This is a genomic window from Rubripirellula reticaptiva, from assembly GCF_007860175.1.
Classification (GTDB): domain Bacteria; phylum Planctomycetota; class Planctomycetia; order Pirellulales; family Pirellulaceae; genus Rubripirellula; species Rubripirellula reticaptiva.
Genome location: NZ_SJPX01000002.1, coordinates 1,207,297 through 1,227,239, shown reverse-complemented (window position 1 = coordinate 1,227,239; position 19,943 = coordinate 1,207,297). Strand labels below are relative to the sequence as shown.

The following is a 19,943-nucleotide window of genomic DNA, read 5'->3' as shown; positions in this document are numbered from 1 at the left end:
CACGGTATATCCGTTTAGTTCGGCTTAGAAAAGGTGATTTCACAGCGGACCACGGTGACGCTCGGAGTGGTCCGGGCGATAGCGACGACCAACGCACGATCGTTGACTTCGTCGAGAATACCGCTGAGAGTTACCTGCCCGGTCTTATCGCTGGAAACATGCACTCCATCAAAGCCGAATCGCTTGATGATGCGTTCGACTCTAGCGCTGAGCGATTTAGGATTCGCAGGAGGGTTTCGGGACTTGTTTGATTTCACTTTGCTGCCTCGTACAAGATTCGCTCGTACTTGAGCCAACGTCGAAGTTGCCGTTTCATCACGCGAGCGATGATGTAGAGAACAAGGCCGCAGCCGAACAGGATGTACCACGAGTTCTCGATGGCGACGTTGCCTTGCTGAGCTTCGTGCATTGCGAATTCCAACGCTGGGAATGTCAAAGCGATGACCGCGACAGCAGCAGATTCGGCTCGAATGACTTTGGGGATGTCTAACGGACGCTCCGCCGACTTCCATTGTCTTAGTCTTGGCAAGAATGCGGGGGTGCGATTAGACCAATCTGTAAACACACTGCCGAACTTTTTACGCAAAAACGCTTCCTCGGTGAACATGATGCGTTCGTAGTACAACGCGAATGCCATCAGGAAGGCCACGACCAACCAGGGGGATGCGGAGTGCAACACGATGCCCAGGGCAATCAAGAAGTTGCCGAGGTACATTGGGTGCCGAGCGACGGAGTAGAAGCCAGAGGTGTTGAGTGTTTCGGCAACTTGCGTTTTCGTGTTGCGCCCCGATGTTCCGTCAGCGGCATGCCCAACCGCGTGAGACCGAACCGCTAGTCCGATTAGCGAGACGCCTAGACTTACGATGCTCCAGACGAAATGCAAATTGGGATGCGATTCAATCACGGGATATCGAAGCACGGCGGTCACGATCAACGGTAGGAACACAAAGGGCAGATAACTGCGCCAGCGGAACAGCCAGGATCCCGTGCGTTCAAATTCTTCAACGAGTGCCATAGAAATTTCTGTATTCGGATTGGGAGACGAAAAACGGTTCCCGGTGCGTCGGCTGGTGAGTGACGCGGTCCGGGAACCTAGCTGACGGCTGAATAGCAGCCGCCAGTTTTCAAGTTGGGAGTTAGGAGACAAGCAGAGAGGGAGACAAGAGGACCATCTCTCGTACTCCCCATCTTTTGCTTACGCCGCCCGCGCCATTGCGATTTCATTCGTAACTCCGGCGACTAAGCGGATGGTGCGGTGCGCAAACGCAGCCGTGTCGGCGTCATGCGTGACCATCACGATCGTGCGTCCGTCCTTGTGAAATTCATTCAGGTAACTCATCACCTGTTGGCGGGTTTCTGAATCGAGGTTTCCTGTCGGTTCGTCCGCCAGGATGATTTGCGGGTCGTTGGCGAGTGTCCGTGCCAACGCGACCCGTTGTTGTTGTCCTTGGCTCATTTCTGAGGGACGGTGATCGGTTCGATCGGACAAGCCGACACGGTCGAGCATCTCCATCGCACGCTCTTCTTGTTGCTTGGCCGTTTTGCCGGACAACATCAGTGGGATCTGCACGTTCTCGCGAGCGGTCAGCCACGAAATCAAGTTGAACGACTGAAAGACGAATCCGATCTTTCGGCCTCGCAACGCCGTGCGTTCTTCCACCGACAGGTCATACAACGATTCGCCATCGAGCATCACGTCGCCGGTTGACGGGGCGAGCATTCCACCGAGGACGGATAGCAACGTGGTCTTGCCACTGCCGCTGGGGCCAACGATTGCAATGAAGTCGTTGTCGGGAATCGTGAGGTCGGCGTTGTCGAGTGCCGTGACGATCTGGCCTCGACGTTCGTAGGTCTGGGTAACGGAACTGAGTTGATACATGTTTTGGTTCGATTTGAAATGTGGTTTTTGATAATGGAGCACGACCTTTCGATCACGCGACGCAGCGATCAGGCGTCGTTGAAGACAAGGCACGGATCGAGACCAGCGGCTCGGCGGGCGGGCAGAAGGCTGGCGAGGACCGCGACGATCGTTGCTGTGGCCATTCCCACGCCCAGCAGTATCGGCATCGGGCGTACATGAATACCCAGCAACTGTGGCCCCAGTACTGCGGCGACAATCGTGCCGACAATGAAACCCGCTGCACCACCGGCGAGTCCCAAGATTGCGGCTTTGCCAAGAAACATCTTTGTTACAAAGTTGCGACTGGCTCCGATTGCCATCAGCGTTCCGATTTCTTTGCGACGCTCGGTCACGTTGGCATACATCACACTGGCGATGCTCGCTCCACCGACCAACAGCAGGATCGACAGAAAGACCCATGACAAACGCGACATCAATCCATTAACGGCTATTTGTGTTTGAACAACTTGTGCGATCGTGACGATTCGCGTTTCGGGAAGTTCAGCGGAAAGGTTCGTGATCAAACCGCCAGCGGCATCTTCACAGCACGCCATGATTTCGATGACGTTCACCACCGGCCCTGCACCCGACAAGTCTTGGACGCTGTGCAAGTGAGCGAACATGCGTCCGTCGTCGATCGTTCCGGTCGAAGGCAACACGGTGAGAACAGTGAAATCTTCACCGAGTAGCGGCAACGTATCGCCAGTTTTCGCACCAAGTTGGCTGGCGAGATCGCGTCCGAGGATCACATCGCGATCGCCCAGTTTGGCGATGGTGCGTGTCGTCGCCAACGAGTTTGGATCGTTGTCGGCTTCGCCGGTGTCAGCGGCGGTCGCACAACAACCGCGATCACTGCCGACCGCATTGCCCAACATACCGAGTCCCTGCCAAGAGGCTTTGGCTTGAAACTCACTCTTGGGCAGGATGCCGGTCAGTGTGACGGGAATCGTGTCCACTTCCGCTTCGACGCATAACTTGGGAGCGAGATTTTCAACGCCGGGCAATCGAGCGAGCGCGAGACGCGTGACGTATTCCTCGGGCATCGTATGCCCGTGCATGTCGGCACCGTAATAGTCTTGCAGCGTGACGCTGGGTGGCAGCACCAACACGTTCGCACCGAGCGACTCCATGTCACCGGCGATCTTGCGTTCTGAAAACACGGTGATGTTCTGAATCGCAACAAGCGCTGTGACGCCAAGCGTGACGGCCAGCAAACTGGTGAGCATCGGCGTCGGCCGTTGCCAGAGTTCTTTCCATATTAAGTGACGAAGTTTCATGGAGTCCGTTCCGTTTAATTGAAGGTTGTTGGGTGGAGATTGCCGACCAGGAGCACTAGCGTCGTGCTGGTTGCGAAGCCTGGGCCGATTTGTGGTGCTTGCAGTTTTCGTCGTCGCAGCATTTGCCGGCGGCGGCTAACTTCTCGGCCAACACATCGAAACTGACGTTAGCATTGAAGGTGCCAACCATGACGCCTGGAGGTGCCATGAATGCAACAACGGGTGTCGGTTGGCCTGGTTTCACTCCGATCTTGGTCAAGAACTCAGCCTCGGCAGGATCGTTCGCCAAAACCGTGACGACTTCGGTTCGAGAGGCGTACAGTGCGTCGGCTTGAAATTGTTGAACACCAACGGGAACCGGGGCACCGGCGGTGGGTTGAGCACACAGCAACACGAGCTTGCGGTCCTGCAGCGCCTTTAGGATTTGCGTCTGTCCAGGCGAAACGATCGCGGCGGCAAGTTGCTGCTCCGTCACACGTCGTGGGAAAACGCTGCACACCGCACCGTTGGGAGCGAGGGTGGCGACCGCTGGCATCGGCATTCGGGTTGCGTCGAATTGTTTGACCAAGGCTTGCTCGGCGACGTTACCAATTTGCACAGGCACGACCACGGCGTCTTGCCGGTTGGCCAGTGTTGACTGCAGCGTGCCGTGCATTGTTTTGGTCGCCGCATCGTTGCCGCGATAGAACATCACGAAAGCAAACTGGTTGTTGGCTTCGGCCGCTTGAATCGCTTGCTGAGCAGGACTTGCCGCGTGAGCGGTTTGGGCCATCGCGACACAAGCGGTTACCAGTGTCATCATCATTGCGATCGTCGTTTGATTGAAAATCCGTTTCATCGTCGTCATTCCCTTGGTAATTGGAGATCGAAAATTGGGGTCGCAGATCGACGAAAGCAGATTGGAGAGTTGGATTTCAATCTCCAATCTACGATCATCATTTTTAAATCACTCGTGGTCGTGACCTTCGTGGTCATGGTCGTGTGCGATCGTTCCTCGGAACGATTTGCCGTTGATCGTTAGGACGAGTTTTGGGTCGGCTCCTTCTTCATCTAGGTGCTCGCCGAGTTCCGCGTCTGTCGAAACAAAACGCGACGACTTGCCTTGTGGGTCATTTGCATCAGGCGAAGCGGCCAGCTTGAACTGCTCCGGCTTGCCGTCATGTTTGACATTGATCGTAATCTCGGTCGATTCGATCGGAATTTGCTCAGTCGCGGCTGCGTTGAGCACATAGATTGTTACCGAGCCAGTGTCTTCGTCGTGAACGAGTTCGGCGTGGTATTCCTCGTTGCCCAATTCGATCAATCCGCCATGATGCGGTCCTTCGCTGGGGTGTGCGTGTTCTGTGTGATCGTCAACGGTCGCCGGAGGTGCCGATGTTTCAACGGTCGTTCCGGTGTTGGTTCCCCCGTCTTTGCAGCCAACAAGACCGAAGGTCATGGAAGCGAGTGCGAGCGTGAAGAGTTTTGTTGAGCGTTTCATTGGATTTTTCCTGAAGGGAGTTGGTTGATCTGAGAGTTTCTAGTGAACGTGTTTCGCCTCGAAGCCCGTTTTTGTGAGCCACTGTTCCCAAGTTGTGGCAACTTGGTGCGAACCGACTTCGATGTGTTTCCATTGCGGACAGCGGAAACTCAAGTCGGCGTGGCCGGAATGCTGTGAGCTTTTCAGCTCGCATCCGAGTCCTTTCAACATCGCGGTAAGTTCGGCGAGCTGTTCTTGGTTTTCAATGTGTATCGTTTTCCAGTCGGTGATGCGGTAGTTGACCTCTTCGACTTGGCCTGCCGCGTGACTATGTCCGGCGTGATCGTGATCGTGTGCTGCATGGTCGTGACCTTCATGCCCAGCATGATCGTCGCCGCCGTGATCTGCCGCGTGACCGTGTAAGGTCTCGAATCCCGCTTTCTTGAGCCAAGATTCCCATTGGTGAGCCAGTTTGTCGTCGGCGACTTCCATGCTCTTCCATTTTGGTGAACGATAAACGACATCGGTGTGCCCACCGTGGTTGTCGATCTTGGCTTCACAGCCCAGTTTCTGTACGGCAGCAAGGTGCTGTTGCGCCTTGGCTGAATCGTCGAAGTGCATCTCTTTCCACTCGGGCAAGCAGAATGCGATCGACTCTTCGGCACTGGCAATACTGCCAACCGATGCGAGTGCGACGAAGCACAGCAGTCTTGATATTCTTTTCAACATAAAACTTTCCTTTTTGGAAAATGATCCGTTCGCTTCCTGTCTTAGGTTGCGGGTTCGGAAAGGGGTTGGGAAGTCTCTGTCGTCCTTGACCGAGAGTGGTTGAGTGGTAGGTGAGATTCCTCGTCTTCGGACTCTTCAAACAAAGGAATGTCGGTCTTCGATTCGTTGACAACTCGTTCAGCCGATTTCAGTCCGATCAGCCAGAACAACGCCGGGTGAACGAAGAAGTCGAGGAGAGTCGAACTCATCAGTCCGCCGAGAATCACGGTCGCGACCGGGTACAAGATTTCCTTACCTGGTTCGCCAGCCGCCATGACCAATGGGACCAAGCCGATGCCGGAGGTCAGAGCCGTCATCAGCACGGGAGCGAGTCGTTCCAGACCCGCCCGAACGATCATTTCTTTTGTCCAGTCTTCGCCTTCGTGCTGGACCAAGTGCAAATAGTGGTTGATCAGCAAGATTCCGTTTCGCGATGCGATTCCGGCAAGCGAGATGAAGCCGACCATTGCGGCAACGGTCAGCGTTTGGCCAGTGACGACCAACGCGATCACCGAACCGATGAACGCCATTGGCAGGGCCATCATCACTTGCAGCGAGAGGTTGACGCTGCGGAACATCGTGTACAGAACCAGGAACACGCCCACTAGCGAGACGGCGAACAGGATGCCGATGACTCGCGATGCCGATTGCTGGCTTTCAAATTGTCCGCTGTACTGAACGAAGTATCCCGGCGGCAACGACTCGACAATGGGTTGGAATTTCTTTTGAATGTCTTCCACCACGTCAACCACGCCTCGCTCGGAGACGTTGCACTGCAACACAATTCGGCGACGAACATCTTCGCGGTTAATTGTGTTTGGGCCGCCTGATTGGTAGATGTTCGCGACCGATTCCAATGGCACTTTCCCACCGTCGGCGAGGTCAATCGTCAGCCGCTTTAGAGTTTGCAGGTTCTCGCGGTAATCTTCATCGAGACGCAGCATCAAATCGAACGTGCGTTGGCCGATCAAGATTTCGGAAACGACTTGTCCGTTGAGGGCCGTTTGGATGAACTCGTTGACTTCGACGGCACTGAGTCCGTAAAGCAATAGCTTGTCGCGGTCGAGTTCGATCCGTAATTGCGGAATGATGACTTGGGGTTCGACCAGCACATCCTTCGTTCCGGACACCGTCTTCATTACCGCTTCCATCTCGCCCGCTTTGCGACGCAACAGATCGAGATCGTCGCCATAGATTTTGATTCCAATTTGAGCCTTCACACCGGAGATCATGTGCGAGATCAAGTGAGCGATTGGTTGCTCGACCGCAGTGACGATGCCGGGAATGTCGGCCATCGCCTCGCGAATTTCTTCGAGCTGTTCTTCGCGGGATCGCGGCGATTTGGGATCGAGTTCCAAGATGAACTCGCTCATATTCACGCCCTCGGCGTGTTCGTCTAACTCGGCGCGGCCGGTACGTCGAATGAATCCTTCGATGTCTTCAATCTCTCGCAATCGAGTTTCGACGCGGCTAGAAATGTCGTTGGAAGTAGCCAGTGAAGTGCCCGGCGGCAACACGACGTTTAGTTGAACCGCACCTTCATTAAATGGCGGCAGGAAGTCGCGTTCGAGACTCATTAGGAACATTCCGGACAAAACGACTAGTACCGCTGTGACGGCTAGATTGAATCGCGGAACCGTCAGGCTGAAGCGGATCACCTTGTCACCGACCCATTTGATACCTCGCAGGATGAAGCCGTCTTTCTCGTGCCCCTTGAGCTTCTGTTTGCCAAGCAACCAATACGACAACACCGGTGTGACAGTTAGCGAAACGAGCAGCGACGACAGGATCGAAACGATGTAGGCAATACCGAGCGGAGCGAACAGGCGTCCCTCCATGCCCGAGAGTGCGAACAGCGGTAGAAACACGAGGATCACGATCATCGTGCCGAACACGATCGAATTGCGAATCTCGATACTGGCACGGAACACAACCAGCAAAGGATGCTTGGGGTTATCGCTGGCCCGGTTTTCCTTTAATCGGCGATAGATGTTTTCCACATCGACGATCGCGTCGTCGACCAGTTCACCGATCGCAACGGCCAAACCACCCAGCGTCATCGTGTTGATCGACAAATCGAAGATTGAAAACACGATCGCGGTCATTACTAGCGACAACGGAATCGCGGTCAGCGTGATGAATGTCGTGCGGACGTTCATCAGGAACAGGAACAAGATAATGACGACCAAGATGCCGCCGTCACGAAGTGCCTCGGCAACATTTTCAATGGCACGGTCGATGAATGACTTTTGTGTGTAGAGCGGTTCGATGCGTAGGTCACCCGGCAAAGAAGGCCGCAACTCATCAATTGCCGCCATCACATCGTCGGTCACTCGCCGCGTGTCGGCTCCCGGTTGCTTGTTGATCGTAAGAATGACCGCAGGGCCACCGCTGTAATTTCTGTCCTCATCGCGTACCCAGGCTGAACTGTCGCCGCGTTTGACTTGCGCACCTTCGACGACGCGAGCGATCTGGCCCAGCGAAATGGGGCGGCCTTCCTTCATCGTGACGACGACCTTTTGCAGGTCTTCAATGCTCTGAACACGGCCCAGACCACGAACTAGCAATTCGTTCGGGCCTTGTTCATCCAAGTAGCCGCCCGTGGCGTTGTCATTGCTGTTCTGAACGGCTTGCTTAACCTCGTGTAACGCAATTCCGAATCGCAACATCGCATCGGGGTCGACCAACACTTGAAACTGCTTGCGTCCGCCGCCCATCGTGAATACTTGCGAAACGCCAGGGATAGTCAGCAATCGCTGCCGCACGACCCAATCACCGAGCGTTCGCAGTTCAAGCGGTTCGGTTGCACCGTCGTCGCTCCACATTCCCAACATCAGGATTTGACCCATGATGGAAGAGATCGGTGCGAGCGTTGGCTTTACGCCTTTCGGCATCCGTTCTTGAACGAGTTGCAACCGCTCGGCAACGATTTGACGGTCGTTGTAAATGTCCGTGTTCCAATCGAACTCGACATAGACGACCGAGATACCAACGCCCGATGAACTTCGGACCGCTTGAACGCCGTTCGCGCCATTGACCGCCGTTTCAATCGGAAACGTAATCAGTGTCTCGACTTCCTCCGGTGCCAACCCCGGTGCCTCGGTCATGATGACTACGCGTGGCCGGTTCAGGTCGGGGAAGACGTCGATCGGAGCCTGCATCGCCTGCCAAGTCCCGAATCCCACCAGGAACAGGGCAACGGCGATGACAAGCATGCGTTGCTTCAACGCAAAACGAATGATTGAATTAAGCATGATGTGGCTCCTTAGTGGTTGTGCCCTGCGTGTGGATCAACTCCACCGCCAGACTTGTTTTTGAGAGCCATTTGCATTTGATGAGCGCCACGCATGGCGATGACGTCACCAGGGAACAGCGAACCGTCGTTGTCGATCACGGCGGAATACTGATCGCGATACTTCACATGAACCGGCACGCGGTCGAAGTGACTGCCGTTCTGCTGGAACACGAAAGTTTCCGCTCCTTCGCTCGCCACCGCCTCGACAGGAACCACGATTTGTTCCGGCATTTCTTGGACTGGTACTCGCAACTGCATCCGTTGACCGGGGACGTAACGCCATTCGACGTAGCGATTGCCGTCGGCGCGATGATCCTTGGCGACTTCGTTAGGAAGGCGAACATAGAAATTCAGCGTTCGCGTCTTGGCATCAACTTGATTGGCGAGATACGCCATTTTCAAGCCCTCGATCACACGGGATTCGGAGCCTGGTTCTTCCAAGATCGCGTCAACTGCCCAGCCATTCTGGGACGCTTTCCGAAGCTGCTTAATGTCTTGCTCGAATGCGAGCCCTTCGATGAACAGTTCGTCGTAGTCGGTTAAGATGCAAAGTGTTTCGCCCGCGTTGATGGACTGGCCTTTGTGAACAGCCAAGTCTTGCAGGATCAATGGGCCAGTGTGTTTGGGTTGCTCGTCTTTGACATAACCCGCTTGAATGACTCGTTGGGTCAAACGCAATTCTTCCTCACCGTGGCTATCGACACTCGGAGCGAAGACTTGTAGCTCACGGAGCAATCGTCGCTCCCGTTCAATTTGCTCTACTTGGTTGTCTGACAATCCGTGCAGCCGAAGCGATTCACGCATGGCACTCAAGTTGGCGTTCAGCTTGTCGCGAGCGTACTGTCGTTCCAGCAAAACCTTGCCGGCGATCGCACCACTACTGGTGACCTGTTGCAAGCGAGCGACCTCGCGTTGTTCAACATCGAGTTCCCCGAGCGTGCGAAGGAAATCGGTTTGTGCGTTGACAAGGTCTTCGTGTGTCAAGCGGATCTGAAACAGTAGACTTCCCGGCTCGACCGCTTCGCCTTGCACCGCGTGAACATGCGTGACGACGCCGGTCATCGGCGTGGCAACTTGGACTCGTGAACGACCAGGCCGTTCGACGACGACGGCGGGAACCGTGATGGATCGACGGAAGGTTTCCAACTTGATCGGGCGGATCGTCTCGTCGGACAATCCGATGTTGCGGATCGCCTGCTTTGACAGTTCCAACGAAGTCGCCTCGTCGTGACCCGCATGCGCTGCGTGATCGTGACCGGCATGAGGATCAGCCTCGCCGGCCGCCTCACCCTCGTGCGATTCGCCTCCGCCATTGCGGAAAGAAACAGCGGTTTGATCGACCCACGCCTTGGTGGCCGGGAACCAACGCTGCCAAGTAAAACCACCGACGATCACAACGATCAGCGTGGCGATTAGCCAAACCCACTTCATGGGCACTTTGGGCATACGGATTTTCATGGTAACGAAACCAACGGAACAACTGCCGGAGAAACCGACCCACGATTCAATGTGTGTGGGTCAGAGTAAGGTCAACGCGAAGAAGCGTCCGTGGCAGATGATCGGCGAATGCCAGCAGCACAAATCAGTGCTAGCGGAACTCGCCAAAAGTGTTGGAGCTGATGCCCGAGGATCGAAAGTCTTGACGACTTCCGCTACGGCATAGAGGCACGCACACTCTCATCCAATCACGGACGAGAGCGGACCATTACAGACGCCAGACTTGCGTCTTGATGCGGAGAGGTGACTGCACGTCGTGCGGATCGGGCGGCGAACCGTACTCCGTCCGTAGTGCGAGTAGGTCTTGCGACGAAACCGACAAAGAGTGCGTCAGCAAGGGCGACCAATCAAGGGTCAAGATCAACGAAACGTCGTTGTCTCGTTGATCGGCAACGATGTTGCAGTCAGCTTCGTCACAGGATTCATGGGGGCCATGGGAACCTGAGCATGGCTGACTGGACTCGTCATCAAAGCACTCGCAAGTGATCGAGCCATCTGCGTCGTGCTGATGTTGGCAGGAAGCCTTGTGACCTTCGTGGGAATGTCCGTCGTGATCGTGGCCAGAGTCGGTAAGACCAACCACGTGCGGAACGTCCACCATCACCTGGTCAACGTCGTGACTGTGCGTGTGACCCGCGTGAGCGTGATGCACACAACAACCCAGCAGTGCGTGAAGCACTACGGCGGTCATCGTTGAGTAGGTGAGGAGCTTGTGAAACATGGTCGCTTTGTTGGGACACGGACAATCGGCGTATTGCGCCTAATCGTCGCAGTAGTTCTATCGGCTTGGCCGGGTCGGGGCTATACCGAAATCTTTAGCAGTCAGGTATCGCACAAGTCGTACCAATCACAAGAGGACTGCGAATCGTTGGGAATTATCGCAAAAGGGACGTCTGACAAATCTTGAAAATGTTGTCAATCTGACCTCGACACTGTCCTATCTTGAGACAATATCCAGCGGAATAGGCATCCAGCCTACTGTTGGCTGAGCGTCAAACCTCGCAGGCTATCGTCGCCACTGTTGTCCACCACGGCATCCAAAGCACCCGTCAAGACAAAGCCATCAACTCGGGCGCGGGCTTGAGCGAGTTGCTGCTGCGAAACGATGTACTGCAAGTTCGTGTCAAAGTAAGTTCGGCGGGCCACCAGGACTTGAACAAAGCTTGTCTCGCCAGCTTTGTAGGCAAGCTCGGCGAGCTTCAAACCGTCTTCTGAGTTGGGCAGGATGTCCCTGGAATACTGCTCGACGGCGACCAGTGATGAATCGTAGTCTCGCGAAACCTGGGCCAAGCGTGCCTTGATCGAGTTTTCGATTCGTTCGAGTTCGCGTGACGCACGCACATACTCAGCGCGGGCCGCCGAGATGTTGCCTTGGTTTTTGTTGAAGACGGGGATCGGTGCTCCGACTTGAAAGTTAATCATGCCGTTGTCCGTTCCGTTGTCATAACCCGAGGCGAGTTGCAAATCTAAGTTCGGAATCGGCTGAACCTGTTGGCGGCAAAGATTGGCTCTGGCTTGATTGATTCTCGCCTGCGCCGACTGTACTTCGGGGCTGGATGCAATCATCGTGGATGCAACGATCGACCAGTCCAAGGTGGTTTCCGTGTTGGGCAGTGTCCCTTGGAGTGGAACGGGCATCATGTCAGGGTTGCCAGCCAAGGCGGCCATCTCTCGCCACGCGGCGTCGAAACGAATCTGGGCTTGCCGGAGGGCCAAGTCAATCTCGTTCTTTTGAACCCTTGCTTGGACGATTTCCAGTTGCGAGCCTTCTTGTGCCTCTTTGAGTTGCTCGGCTATATCGACTCCCTTGTCAGCGACCGATTGGAAATCGCGGATCAAATTCACTCGTTGCTGTGCCGCCAAGGCATCGTAGAACGTGATACGAATGTCAGTCGCGATGCGATATTTCTGGGCTTCGAGCTGCATGAGTTGAGCACGCAAGGCTTCATTGAGCACGGCGCGGTTCAATGCCAATTTATCGCCGGTAATGATTGTTTGTGAGATGAACACCGAGTGCTGATCGGTACCTTGGTCGGCGAGTTGGACAGCGCTGTAGCCGAGTACAGGGTTGGCACGCAGCCCGACTTGGCATTTGAAACCCGCGGCTTTTTGCGTTGTCGCGACCAATTCAGCGATGGTCGGATTGTTCGCCAAAGCCATCGACTCGATCGCTTCGAGCGTCAATCCGGCGGGCTGTTCGCTGAGGTAGTACTCATTGCCGGTTGAAAATGGCACAACGGCGACTTCGCTGAGCGACTGTTCGGGCGAATCCAGCGCCATGATGTCTCGCAAGGAACCGGCGGACTCCTTATCGGAATCATCCTCTTCCGTTGCAACGGGTTTGTCGTCATCCGACTTGTCGTTGTACGCGACCGTGATCACGGGTGCCGCAACGATGGCCGTCGCCGGTGTCGAGGCGACGTTCGCTTCACTCGATTGAAGCATTGTGGGATTGTGAGCTGATGTCGCAACGTGATTGCCAACACTCTGGCAACCCGCCGTGAAACTCATCGCTGAACCCAGCGTCAATGTCATACTCAAGACCGCACGCAATCGCCGACGTCGCGATTGACGAAAACGATTGCTGGTCGGTTGGGATGCGATCACCGCATTTTCCTCCGTGAAAAAATAGACCAGCCGCTGTTTTCCATCGGTTTGGTACAAGCGAAACATCGAATCGAATCGCTGTAGTCCGTCTCATCCCACCTGATCCGAGTCCGGTGGTAACGGTTGTGCGGAAGAAGCCCGCAGAAGATGCTAAAACTCAGCCATCAAGCGTCGGATTCCATTCCGACGGAGGCAATTGGTTGCTGACGCTTCTCGGCCGATCTCAGTGGTGACCGTAATGAATATTCGTGGTCGTATGAGGAACCGCGTCAATGTGCGTCGTGGTGTGGGGAACGGCGTGCAAGTGATTGCCATGCCGTTGGTAGTCGATATGCGTTTGCGTGTGGGGAACGTAATCCGTGTGAGTTTGCGTGTGGAGGTGGCCGCTGGACTGATAGCTGGGACGGTACGATTGGTACGGTTGAACGTATCCGCTTTGCTGAATGCCATTTTGATAGATCACCCGCCCCTGTTGCGGATAGGTCTGACCCTGAATGTATTGTCCTTGAATCACTGGACGGGACGAGCGATAGGGTTGATTGTAAATCGGTTGGCTGCCGTAGGGCGAGACATTGTCAAAATGCGTCGTCGTGTGGGGAACGCGATCAATGTGAGTCGTCGTGTGAGGCACCGCATCGACGTGATTGCCATGCTGGACGTAATCAGTGTGTGTCGTCGTGTGCGGCACATTGTGGTGATGCGTGGTGGTGTGTGGCACGACCCACTGGGCTTGAGCGGTAGTCGCCAACGCCATGACGGCAACGGCTGCTGAGAGAAGAATCTTCATCGAACCAAACTCCTTGCGGGGGGATTTTTGCGGGGCAATCACAATCCGTCGGATTATTCACATCACCCACAAGGTTAATCGTATCCATCCACACGAGGGGCGGCAACTAAGTAAATTTACCGATCGAGTCTCGCTTTGTCATCAGAATGGAGTCACTGAGCAGTCATTTCGATGACATAGGATTGGTGAAGCCTCATGAATCGTTGGTTTTTCGGTTTGGCACACGCAATGCGTTAGAAGGCTAGCCAGCGGCACTTGCCGTGAACCTCCCCTCGAATGTCAGGACTGAACCTTATGAATCGTGCCTTCGCAATTGCCGCTCTCGCAGCAGGATTGTTCGCCTTTGCCGGAAATACCGGTGCCACCGCTAGCGACTACTTTCATGGTGGTCACGGTGGACACCACGTCTACTCCGGCGGCCATCACGGTGGCGGTCACCATGGCGGCTACGCTCAAGCACCCGTTCAAACCTATGGCAATTACGGCTATTCATCGAACTACGGCGGTTATGGATACGGCCAAACGTACCAACCGAGCTATCAACCGCAATACCAGCAACAGTACTCTCCTACCTACCGATCACAACCTTATCGTCAACGCGGTGGATTGCACCTTGATATCGGACGCTTCCATGTTCTAGGTGCTGGCGGCCATCACTAATCAAGCGTTGTTCGCTTGCGAATGTTACCGACCGTTCTGAATCAACTGGATGGGCGAGCAAGTCTCGTCCGTCCTTCTTGTTTCAGTCTTCTTGTCTCTGTGCAAAACTTACAACGAAATGAAAAACATGCCGAAACACGCCGTTGTTGCGCTCGCCGCATTCGCTTTCGCTGCCTTTTCGCAAATACAACCAGCAGCTGCTCAGCACTGGCATGGACATGGTCATGGAGCTCATCACCATACCGACCACGGACATTTTTACGGGCACTACCAGGGCGGTCATCACTATGCGCACGACTCGTACCACTACCAAGACAGCCATCACGGTCACGCCCCGATCGCTCTCGGATACGTCGACATGCCGCTGAACCAATATCACAGCAACAACAGCGTGTACTGCCCCGACGATGTCGGTTGCCCGTTGCAGTACAACCAGCCCGCACTAGGTGGATTGTCCCAACAGATTCCACCCCATCAGGATGCACCCTACCTCGACGCACCCCGTCAGTATGAAATTCCAAACGGCGCGACGGGTTCCTATAATGACCACGGCCACCATGCCAACGATGGCCATGATCATGGCGACCATTCACACGATGGTCACGCACACGGCCCTGTGAATCCAAGTCCCCGAAACCCCGCCGTCACTTTCGGCACGCCCGATCGTCAGCCGATGACTGCACCAACGCTTCCCAACCGCAATGCAGTTCCCGAGCTTCCACGCTACGAAGCTCCTCGCGACCGTCCAGCACAGCCAAGCAGTCCACCCACGAACAACGGCCCAATCAGAATGGACGGACCACCACCAAGCCTAACAGCTTTGGGAAGTCCATCTCTTACCGTCAGTTGACGCAGCGAAGGAACCTACCGTCACCGCTTAACTCGCTTCTTCGCCGGAACCGGCCATCCTGAGAATCTTGATGCCACCTCGCACAACGACGCTGGTGATCAGGATTCCGATGACCAGGTCGGGGATTTGCGAGCCGGAGAGTTTGACGATGAGGCCCGAGACGATGACGCCAATGTTGGCGATCACGTCGTTCGCCGAGAAGATGTAAGATGCTCGAAAGTTGACATCACCACTTTTGTGTTTGGCGATCAGCCACAGGCAAAAAGAATTGGCGATCAAAGCAATGAAGCCCATCGCCATCATCGCAACGCCGATCGGTTCCCCGCCACCGATAAAGCGGCGAACCGCTTCGATCAAAACACCAAAGCCGAGTGCCAGTTGCAACACGCCGCTGGCAGTCGCGGCGTTACGGCGGATGTTGGCGGCACGACCAACGGCGTACAGGCTGATTGCGTAGACGCTGGCGTCGGCCAGCATGTCGAGTGAGTCCGCGATCAGACCCGTCGAACTGGCAAGCACGCCAGCGATAATCTCGACGACAAACATTGCAGCGTTGATTGCCAGCACCACGCGCAGCGTCCTTCGCTGTGCGTCGCCTTCTGCTTCCAATTCGCATCCGCAGTCAGTCATGCTTATCCCTGGGGCTCGTGTCGTCGTCTGCTTCGATTGACGAACTGAGAAACGGCGAAAGAGCTTCTATTAGCTCGCCTTCAGTTTTTTCACCACTCAAACGATCGACTTCTTCGCCATTCCGAAAGATCAGCAGCGTCGGATAGCGGTCGATACCATACTTTTCTTTGATGAATGGGTTCTCGTCGATATTGAGTTCCGCAACCTTGGCTTGACCAGTCAGTTCTTCCGTGACCAGTCGCAACGTGGGTTTCATTTCGATGCACGGCCCGCACCATGGAGCCCACATATCGACCAATACCGGCAGATCCGACTCGATCACCTCCGTTTGGAAATTCGCATCGGTCAACTGGACAGGTTTGATGCCATCCGCTTGTGAATTATCCAATGGTTTCTCTGCAACGCGAGAGCCGCATCCAATTTGGAGAACCGCAACAACGGTTAGCAGCGCTATTGAGAGCTTGGCAGACCAGATCATTTAAGTCGTTCCCGCATTGATAGTTTGGCGTAACGCTAAGGCGGCGTTATCTGACCGCTTGGTCAGAAACAGACGACGCCTCAGCCACTACGCTGGGCAGTTCTACTCCTCCGGTTGCGGTGGCTTCTGGCCCGTTTTGGCTTCGTATCGCATTGCGAATTTGTCGAATCGTGCAGGGCTGCAAATGAAACATTGCGATTCTGGTCGATCGTGCTCGTCGCACCAATCTCCATCCTCCTTGAACTTCGACACCAGCGACTTGTCGCAGAGCGCACATTCTTCCTCAGGCACGCCATGTTCGACGCACCACCAACCACCGTGGCTGTGATCGACGTTGGTTGCCGCGACGGGATCTGCTGCACCGTCGCTTGTGACTTGGTCTTTATTGCATCCACTCAATCCGATCGCCATGGCGGCGATGGTTGCGAGCGAGATGCCTTTGAAGCTAGTCATCCAATTCATCATCGTCATCGTAAAATTCTCCTTCGGCATGGCCGAACTAAAGTTAGACCGATGCCGTTTCAGACGCGCGCCTGATATCCGGGTCAATCGGTTCATGGGGTTCAAGACGATGACCGTCATCGTCTCCGTCGTCGTCATCACCTGCATCAGCATCACTGCGCAGTTTTTCCATCGGCGTGTTGAACACGACGTAGAGCACTCGAAGCACGAGCAAACTCATCACCATCGCGCTGCACACGCCGCCAATGACCACCGTTGCCAGTGGTCGTTGCACTTCGGCGCCCATCCCGGTGCTGAATGCCATCGGGACGAATCCAAGGCTCGCCACGAGCGTCGTCATCAAGATTGGACGCAATCGTGTCATCGCGGCCTCTTCGACCGCTTCGTCAAGTGATCGCCCTTTTCGTCGCAGTTGCCGAATCGTTGACACAAGCAGCATGTCATCGAGCACCGCGACTCCGGACAATGCGATGAATCCAACCGCTGCCGAAATCGAAAACGGCATGTCGCGAATCCACAACGCCAGAATCCCGCCAATCCACGCGAATGGAACGCCTGTAAAGACTCGGAACGAGTCAACCCAGTTGCGATAGGTCATGTAAAGCAGCGAGAGAATCATTAGGAGTGCAATTGGCACCACGATCATCAGGCGGGTTTGAGCACGCTGTAGATTCTCGAATTGCCCACCCCATTCGATGCGGTAGCGTCCGGCGGGCAATTGCACCTTTTCAGCAACCACACGTTGAGCTTCGGCAACGAAGCTGCCCAAGTCGCGACCACGGACATTCGATTCAATTGTGATTCGTCGTTGATACCAATCTCGCTTGATCGTGTTCCAACCTTCCACGGTTTCGATCGTGGCCAGTCGGGAAAGCGGGATACGTTCGCCAGATGGCGTGGCAACCAAGATTTGCTTGATGGCCTCCGGATTAGCGCGAGCTTCTTCGGGCAGTCGGATGATCAGTGGAAACCGCAATTGGCCTTCGTAGACTTCGCCGACGTTATGCGTGCCCAAAGAGCGGACAAGATTCATGACCGTGCTGGCGGGGACTCCGTAGCGAGCGATCTGGTCTTGGTTGATGCGAATTTGCAGAACCGGCTGGCCAGAAACCTGTTCGACTTTCACGTCTTCCGAACCGGGAATCGAGTTGAGTGCCCGCTCAATTTCTTCGGCTTTCTCCACCATCACGTCCAAGTCATCGCCGTAAAGAATCGCGGCGACATCCGAGCGTACACCGGAGATCATTTCGTTCATTCGCATTTCAATCGGCTGCGACATCGCCAATCGCGGACCGGGTAGATCACGCAGCTCTTCCTGCACCTTGATCACCAATTCATCCTGCGTCTCGGCGCGCGTCCATTTCTCACGTGGATGCAGCGTCAGAAACAAGTCGGTCAACTCCGTACCCATTGGGTCGGTCGCCACCTCCGCCGTTCCGATGCGACTCCAGACCTGTGCGACTTCATCCGGAAACTTTTCCAGAATGACCTGTTCCATTTTCGTATTGTAACGCATGGATTCTTCCAACGTCGTCCCCGCCAGTCGCACCACGTTGATTGTGATAGCACCTTCAGAAAGTCGTGGGACGAACTCGCTGCCGAGATTCGGAGCGACGAGGCCAAACACGGTTACGAGTAACAACAGGGCCGATCCGATAATGAACGTCTTGTGGTGCATCGTGAACCGCAACACCGGCGCGTAGAGGCGTTTTAACACGCGAATCAGTAGCGGCTCGGTTTCCTTGATGTTCTTGGGAAGGAACAGACTCGCCAACACGGGCATCAGTGTCAGTGAAAGAACCATCGACCCGGCAAGAGCCATAATCACGGTCATTGCCATCGGTCGGAACAGCTTGCCCTCGATGCCTTCGAGCGTCAGGATCGGCAAGTAGACGATCATGATGATCAGTTCGCCAAACATGGTCGGCTTGCGAACCTCAACCGCCGCATCGCGAATGATCTGCAAGCGACTGCGACCGTCCGACTTGTGCGCCAAGCAACGAACGCAGTTCTCGATCATCACGACTGAACTATCGACGACCAATCCAAAGTCGATGGCACCGAGGCTAAGCAAACTGGCAGCAATGCCGAACTTCAGCATTCCTGAGAACGCGAACAGCATCGACAGCGGAATTGCGAGCGCCACAATGATTCCTGCTCGCAGATTTCCCAGGAAAATGAACAACACTGCAACGACCAGCAAACCGCCCTCGAACAGATTCTTCTGAACCGTGTGAATGACATGGTCAATTAGCTCGGTACGGTCATAGACTGTTTGAATCTTGACGCCAGCAGGGAGCGATTCCTGAATACCTTCGATCTTTTCTTTGATGGCCCAAGTGACGTCGTGGCTGTTTTCGCCCATCAGCATGAAGCCCAACCCCAATACCGCTTCACCGCGACCGTTTGCCGTGACCGCGCCCCGCCGAATCTCATGCCCAATCATCACATCGGCGACGTCGCGAATGCGAACTGGCACGCCATCCTTGGAAGTGATGACGATGTCTTCGATCTCCTTGATATTGACCGTTCGGCCAATTCCATGCACCAGCAGCATTTCGCTGCCGTCAGTGACCGTACCGCCGCCGACATTCTCGTTGTTCGTTTCAATTGCATCAGATACCTGCTCGAAGGTCAGGCCGTACTTGAACAGCCCTTCGGGATCGAGACGAATCTGATATTGCTTCTCGTACCCGCCCCAACTGTTCACTTCGGCCACACCTCGAACCGATCGCAATTGTGGCTTGACCACCCAGTCATGAATTGTTCGCAATTCGGTCATGCGTTTGACACGCTCGGCCTGAGAGGCTTCCGAGAAGTCAACACCGTCGTAAACCAGAACGTAGTGAAAAACTTCGCCCAAACCGGTCGAGACCGGACCCATCTGCGGTCGGCTGATACCGTCGGGTAGCTCGACTGTGGACAACCGTTCGTTAATCAACTGACGAGCAAAATAGATGTCGATGCCATCATCAAAAATGACCACGACCTGTGACAGACCGAACTTGGAGATCGAACGTAATTCGTGGAGTCCCGGCAATCCGCTGATTGCCTGCTCGACGGGAAAGGTGATCTGCCGTTCGATTTCTTCAGACGCCAGCGACGGGGCGACCGTGTTGATCTGAATTTGAACCGGTGTGGTGTCCGGGAATGCGTCGATATCGAGCTGTTGGAGTGAGAACACGCCTACAACCGCGAACAACGCCGCCGTTAGAATCACGAGCGCACGATGGCGCAGTGATACGTCGATTAGCCAATTTAGCATCCGTGCTC

At 55.0% G+C, this 19,943-nt stretch carries 18 protein-coding genes; 2 read left to right on the top strand and 16 right to left on the bottom strand.

The genetic code is table 11. The annotated features are described in order from the left end of the window. Positions 1-14: 14 nt before the first annotated feature. From Poly59_RS10830 to Poly59_RS10775, 12 genes are all read right to left on the bottom strand, one after another. Positions 15-257: a BON domain-containing protein gene (locus Poly59_RS10830; RefSeq protein ID WP_146534059.1), complete on the bottom strand. Its 243-nt coding sequence runs from the start codon at positions 255-257 to the stop codon at positions 15-17. Further along, a complete protein-coding gene (locus Poly59_RS10825) occupies positions 254-1,015 on the bottom strand; it encodes a methyltransferase family protein (protein ID WP_146534058.1) in 762 nt (253 codons plus the stop codon). Before Poly59_RS10825 ends, Poly59_RS10830 begins: the two co-directional genes overlap by 4 nt. 180 nt (positions 1,016-1,195) lie before the next feature. Then, the gene (locus tag Poly59_RS10820; protein ID WP_146534057.1) at positions 1,196-1,879 is read right to left on the bottom strand and encodes an ABC transporter ATP-binding protein; all 684 of its coding nucleotides are present in this window, start codon (positions 1,877-1,879) and stop codon (positions 1,196-1,198) included. Between the two features lie 68 nt (positions 1,880-1,947). Continuing rightward, on the bottom strand, positions 1,948-3,177 hold the full coding sequence (locus Poly59_RS10815) for an ABC transporter permease (protein WP_146534056.1): 1,230 nt from the start codon (positions 3,175-3,177) through the stop codon (positions 1,948-1,950). A gap of 55 nt (positions 3,178-3,232) precedes the next feature. Then, entirely contained in the window at positions 3,233-4,015 is a 783-nt protein-coding gene (locus tag Poly59_RS10810; protein WP_146534055.1) for a hypothetical protein, read from the bottom strand. A 108-nt stretch (positions 4,016-4,123) separates the two neighbouring features. Continuing rightward, complete coding sequence (locus Poly59_RS10805) at positions 4,124-4,657, bottom strand: hypothetical protein (protein WP_145171090.1); 534 nt, start codon at positions 4,655-4,657, stop codon at positions 4,124-4,126. 39 nt (positions 4,658-4,696) lie between these two features. Then, on the bottom strand, positions 4,697-5,365 hold the full coding sequence (locus tag Poly59_RS10800) for a hypothetical protein (RefSeq protein ID WP_145171088.1): 669 nt from the start codon (positions 5,363-5,365) through the stop codon (positions 4,697-4,699). 41 nt (positions 5,366-5,406) lie between these two features. Beyond that, positions 5,407-8,658, bottom strand: coding sequence for an efflux RND transporter permease subunit (locus tag Poly59_RS10795; RefSeq protein ID WP_146534054.1), 3,252 nt, complete (start codon positions 8,656-8,658; stop codon positions 5,407-5,409). An 11-nt stretch (positions 8,659-8,669) separates the two neighbouring features. Further along, the gene (locus Poly59_RS10790; protein ID WP_246151542.1) at positions 8,670-10,157 is read right to left on the bottom strand and encodes an efflux RND transporter periplasmic adaptor subunit; all 1,488 of its coding nucleotides are present in this window, start codon (positions 10,155-10,157) and stop codon (positions 8,670-8,672) included. A 247-nt stretch (positions 10,158-10,404) separates the two neighbouring features. Beyond that, positions 10,405-10,917 carry a hypothetical protein gene (locus Poly59_RS10785; protein ID WP_146534053.1) on the bottom strand — a complete coding sequence of 171 codons (513 nt, stop codon included), beginning with the start codon at positions 10,915-10,917 and terminating at the stop codon, positions 10,405-10,407. Between the two features lie 254 nt (positions 10,918-11,171). Beyond that, positions 11,172-12,869, bottom strand: a complete 1,698-nt coding sequence (locus Poly59_RS10780) for a TolC family protein (protein ID WP_246151541.1) — start codon at positions 12,867-12,869, stop codon at positions 11,172-11,174. Positions 12,870-13,026: 157 nt separating this feature from the next. Further along, positions 13,027-13,590: a hypothetical protein gene (locus tag Poly59_RS10775; RefSeq protein ID WP_146534052.1), complete on the bottom strand. Its 564-nt coding sequence runs from the start codon at positions 13,588-13,590 to the stop codon at positions 13,027-13,029. 294 nt (positions 13,591-13,884) lie between these two features. Here Poly59_RS10775 and Poly59_RS10770 point away from each other — a divergent pair, with 294 nt between their 5' ends. Next, positions 13,885-14,250, top strand: coding sequence for a hypothetical protein (locus Poly59_RS10770; RefSeq protein WP_146534051.1), 366 nt, complete (start codon positions 13,885-13,887; stop codon positions 14,248-14,250). A 127-nt stretch (positions 14,251-14,377) separates the two neighbouring features. After that, entirely contained in the window at positions 14,378-15,100 is a 723-nt protein-coding gene (locus Poly59_RS30110; protein ID WP_246151540.1) for a hypothetical protein, read from the top strand. 27 nt (positions 15,101-15,127) lie between these two features. On the opposite strand, the gene Poly59_RS10760 is transcribed toward Poly59_RS30110, so the two are convergent. From Poly59_RS10760 to Poly59_RS10745, 4 genes are all read right to left on the bottom strand, one after another. Then, positions 15,128-15,730, bottom strand: coding sequence for a cation diffusion facilitator family transporter (locus Poly59_RS10760; protein ID WP_146534050.1), 603 nt, complete (start codon positions 15,728-15,730; stop codon positions 15,128-15,130). Then, entirely contained in the window at positions 15,723-16,208 is a 486-nt protein-coding gene (locus Poly59_RS10755) for a thioredoxin family protein (protein WP_246151539.1), read from the bottom strand. The genes Poly59_RS10760 and Poly59_RS10755 overlap by 8 nt, the downstream gene beginning before the upstream one ends. Before the next feature lie 102 nt (positions 16,209-16,310). Next, entirely contained in the window at positions 16,311-16,670 is a 360-nt protein-coding gene (locus tag Poly59_RS10750) for an RND transporter (RefSeq protein ID WP_145422584.1), read from the bottom strand. 43 nt (positions 16,671-16,713) lie between these two features. Further along, complete coding sequence (locus Poly59_RS10745; protein WP_146534049.1) at positions 16,714-19,935, bottom strand: efflux RND transporter permease subunit; 3,222 nt, start codon at positions 19,933-19,935, stop codon at positions 16,714-16,716. Positions 19,936-19,943: the final 8 nt, after the last annotated feature.

Excerpts from the sequence above, each read along its gene's own strand:
- Poly59_RS10805 (WP_145171090.1), bottom strand. The coding sequence starts at position 4,657 with ATGAAACGCTCAACAAAACTCTTCACGCTCGCACTCGCTTCCATGACC.
- Poly59_RS10750 (WP_145422584.1), bottom strand. The coding sequence starts at position 16,670 with ATGAATTGGATGACTAGCTTCAAAGGCATCTCGCTCGCAACCATCGCC.
- Poly59_RS10770 (WP_146534051.1), top strand. The coding sequence starts at position 13,885 with ATGAATCGTGCCTTCGCAATTGCCGCTCTCGCAGCAGGATTGTTCGCC.
- Poly59_RS10755 (WP_246151539.1), bottom strand. The coding sequence starts at position 16,208 with ATGATCTGGTCTGCCAAGCTCTCAATAGCGCTGCTAACCGTTGTTGCG.
- Poly59_RS10795 (WP_146534054.1), bottom strand. The coding sequence starts at position 8,658 with ATGCTTAATTCAATCATTCGTTTTGCGTTGAAGCAACGCATGCTTGTC.
- Poly59_RS10785 (WP_146534053.1), bottom strand. The coding sequence starts at position 10,917 with ATGTTTCACAAGCTCCTCACCTACTCAACGATGACCGCCGTAGTGCTT.
- Poly59_RS10775 (WP_146534052.1), bottom strand. The coding sequence starts at position 13,590 with ATGAAGATTCTTCTCTCAGCAGCCGTTGCCGTCATGGCGTTGGCGACT.
- Poly59_RS10810 (WP_146534055.1), bottom strand. The coding sequence starts at position 4,015 with ATGAAACGGATTTTCAATCAAACGACGATCGCAATGATGATGACACTG.
- Poly59_RS10760 (WP_146534050.1), bottom strand. The coding sequence starts at position 15,730 with ATGACTGACTGCGGATGCGAATTGGAAGCAGAAGGCGACGCACAGCGA.
- Poly59_RS10800 (WP_145171088.1), bottom strand. The coding sequence starts at position 5,365 with ATGTTGAAAAGAATATCAAGACTGCTGTGCTTCGTCGCACTCGCATCG.
- Poly59_RS10780 (WP_246151541.1), bottom strand. The coding sequence starts at position 12,869 with ATGTTTCGCTTGTACCAAACCGATGGAAAACAGCGGCTGGTCTATTTT.
- Poly59_RS10790 (WP_246151542.1), bottom strand. The coding sequence starts at position 10,157 with ATGAAAATCCGTATGCCCAAAGTGCCCATGAAGTGGGTTTGGCTAATC.
- Poly59_RS10820 (WP_146534057.1), bottom strand. The coding sequence starts at position 1,879 with ATGTATCAACTCAGTTCCGTTACCCAGACCTACGAACGTCGAGGCCAG.
- Poly59_RS10815 (WP_146534056.1), bottom strand. The coding sequence starts at position 3,177 with ATGAAACTTCGTCACTTAATATGGAAAGAACTCTGGCAACGGCCGACG.
- Poly59_RS10825 (WP_146534058.1), bottom strand. The coding sequence starts at position 1,015 with ATGGCACTCGTTGAAGAATTTGAACGCACGGGATCCTGGCTGTTCCGC.
- Poly59_RS30110 (WP_246151540.1), top strand. The coding sequence starts at position 14,378 with ATGCCGAAACACGCCGTTGTTGCGCTCGCCGCATTCGCTTTCGCTGCC.
- Poly59_RS10745 (WP_146534049.1), bottom strand. The coding sequence starts at position 19,935 with ATGCTAAATTGGCTAATCGACGTATCACTGCGCCATCGTGCGCTCGTG.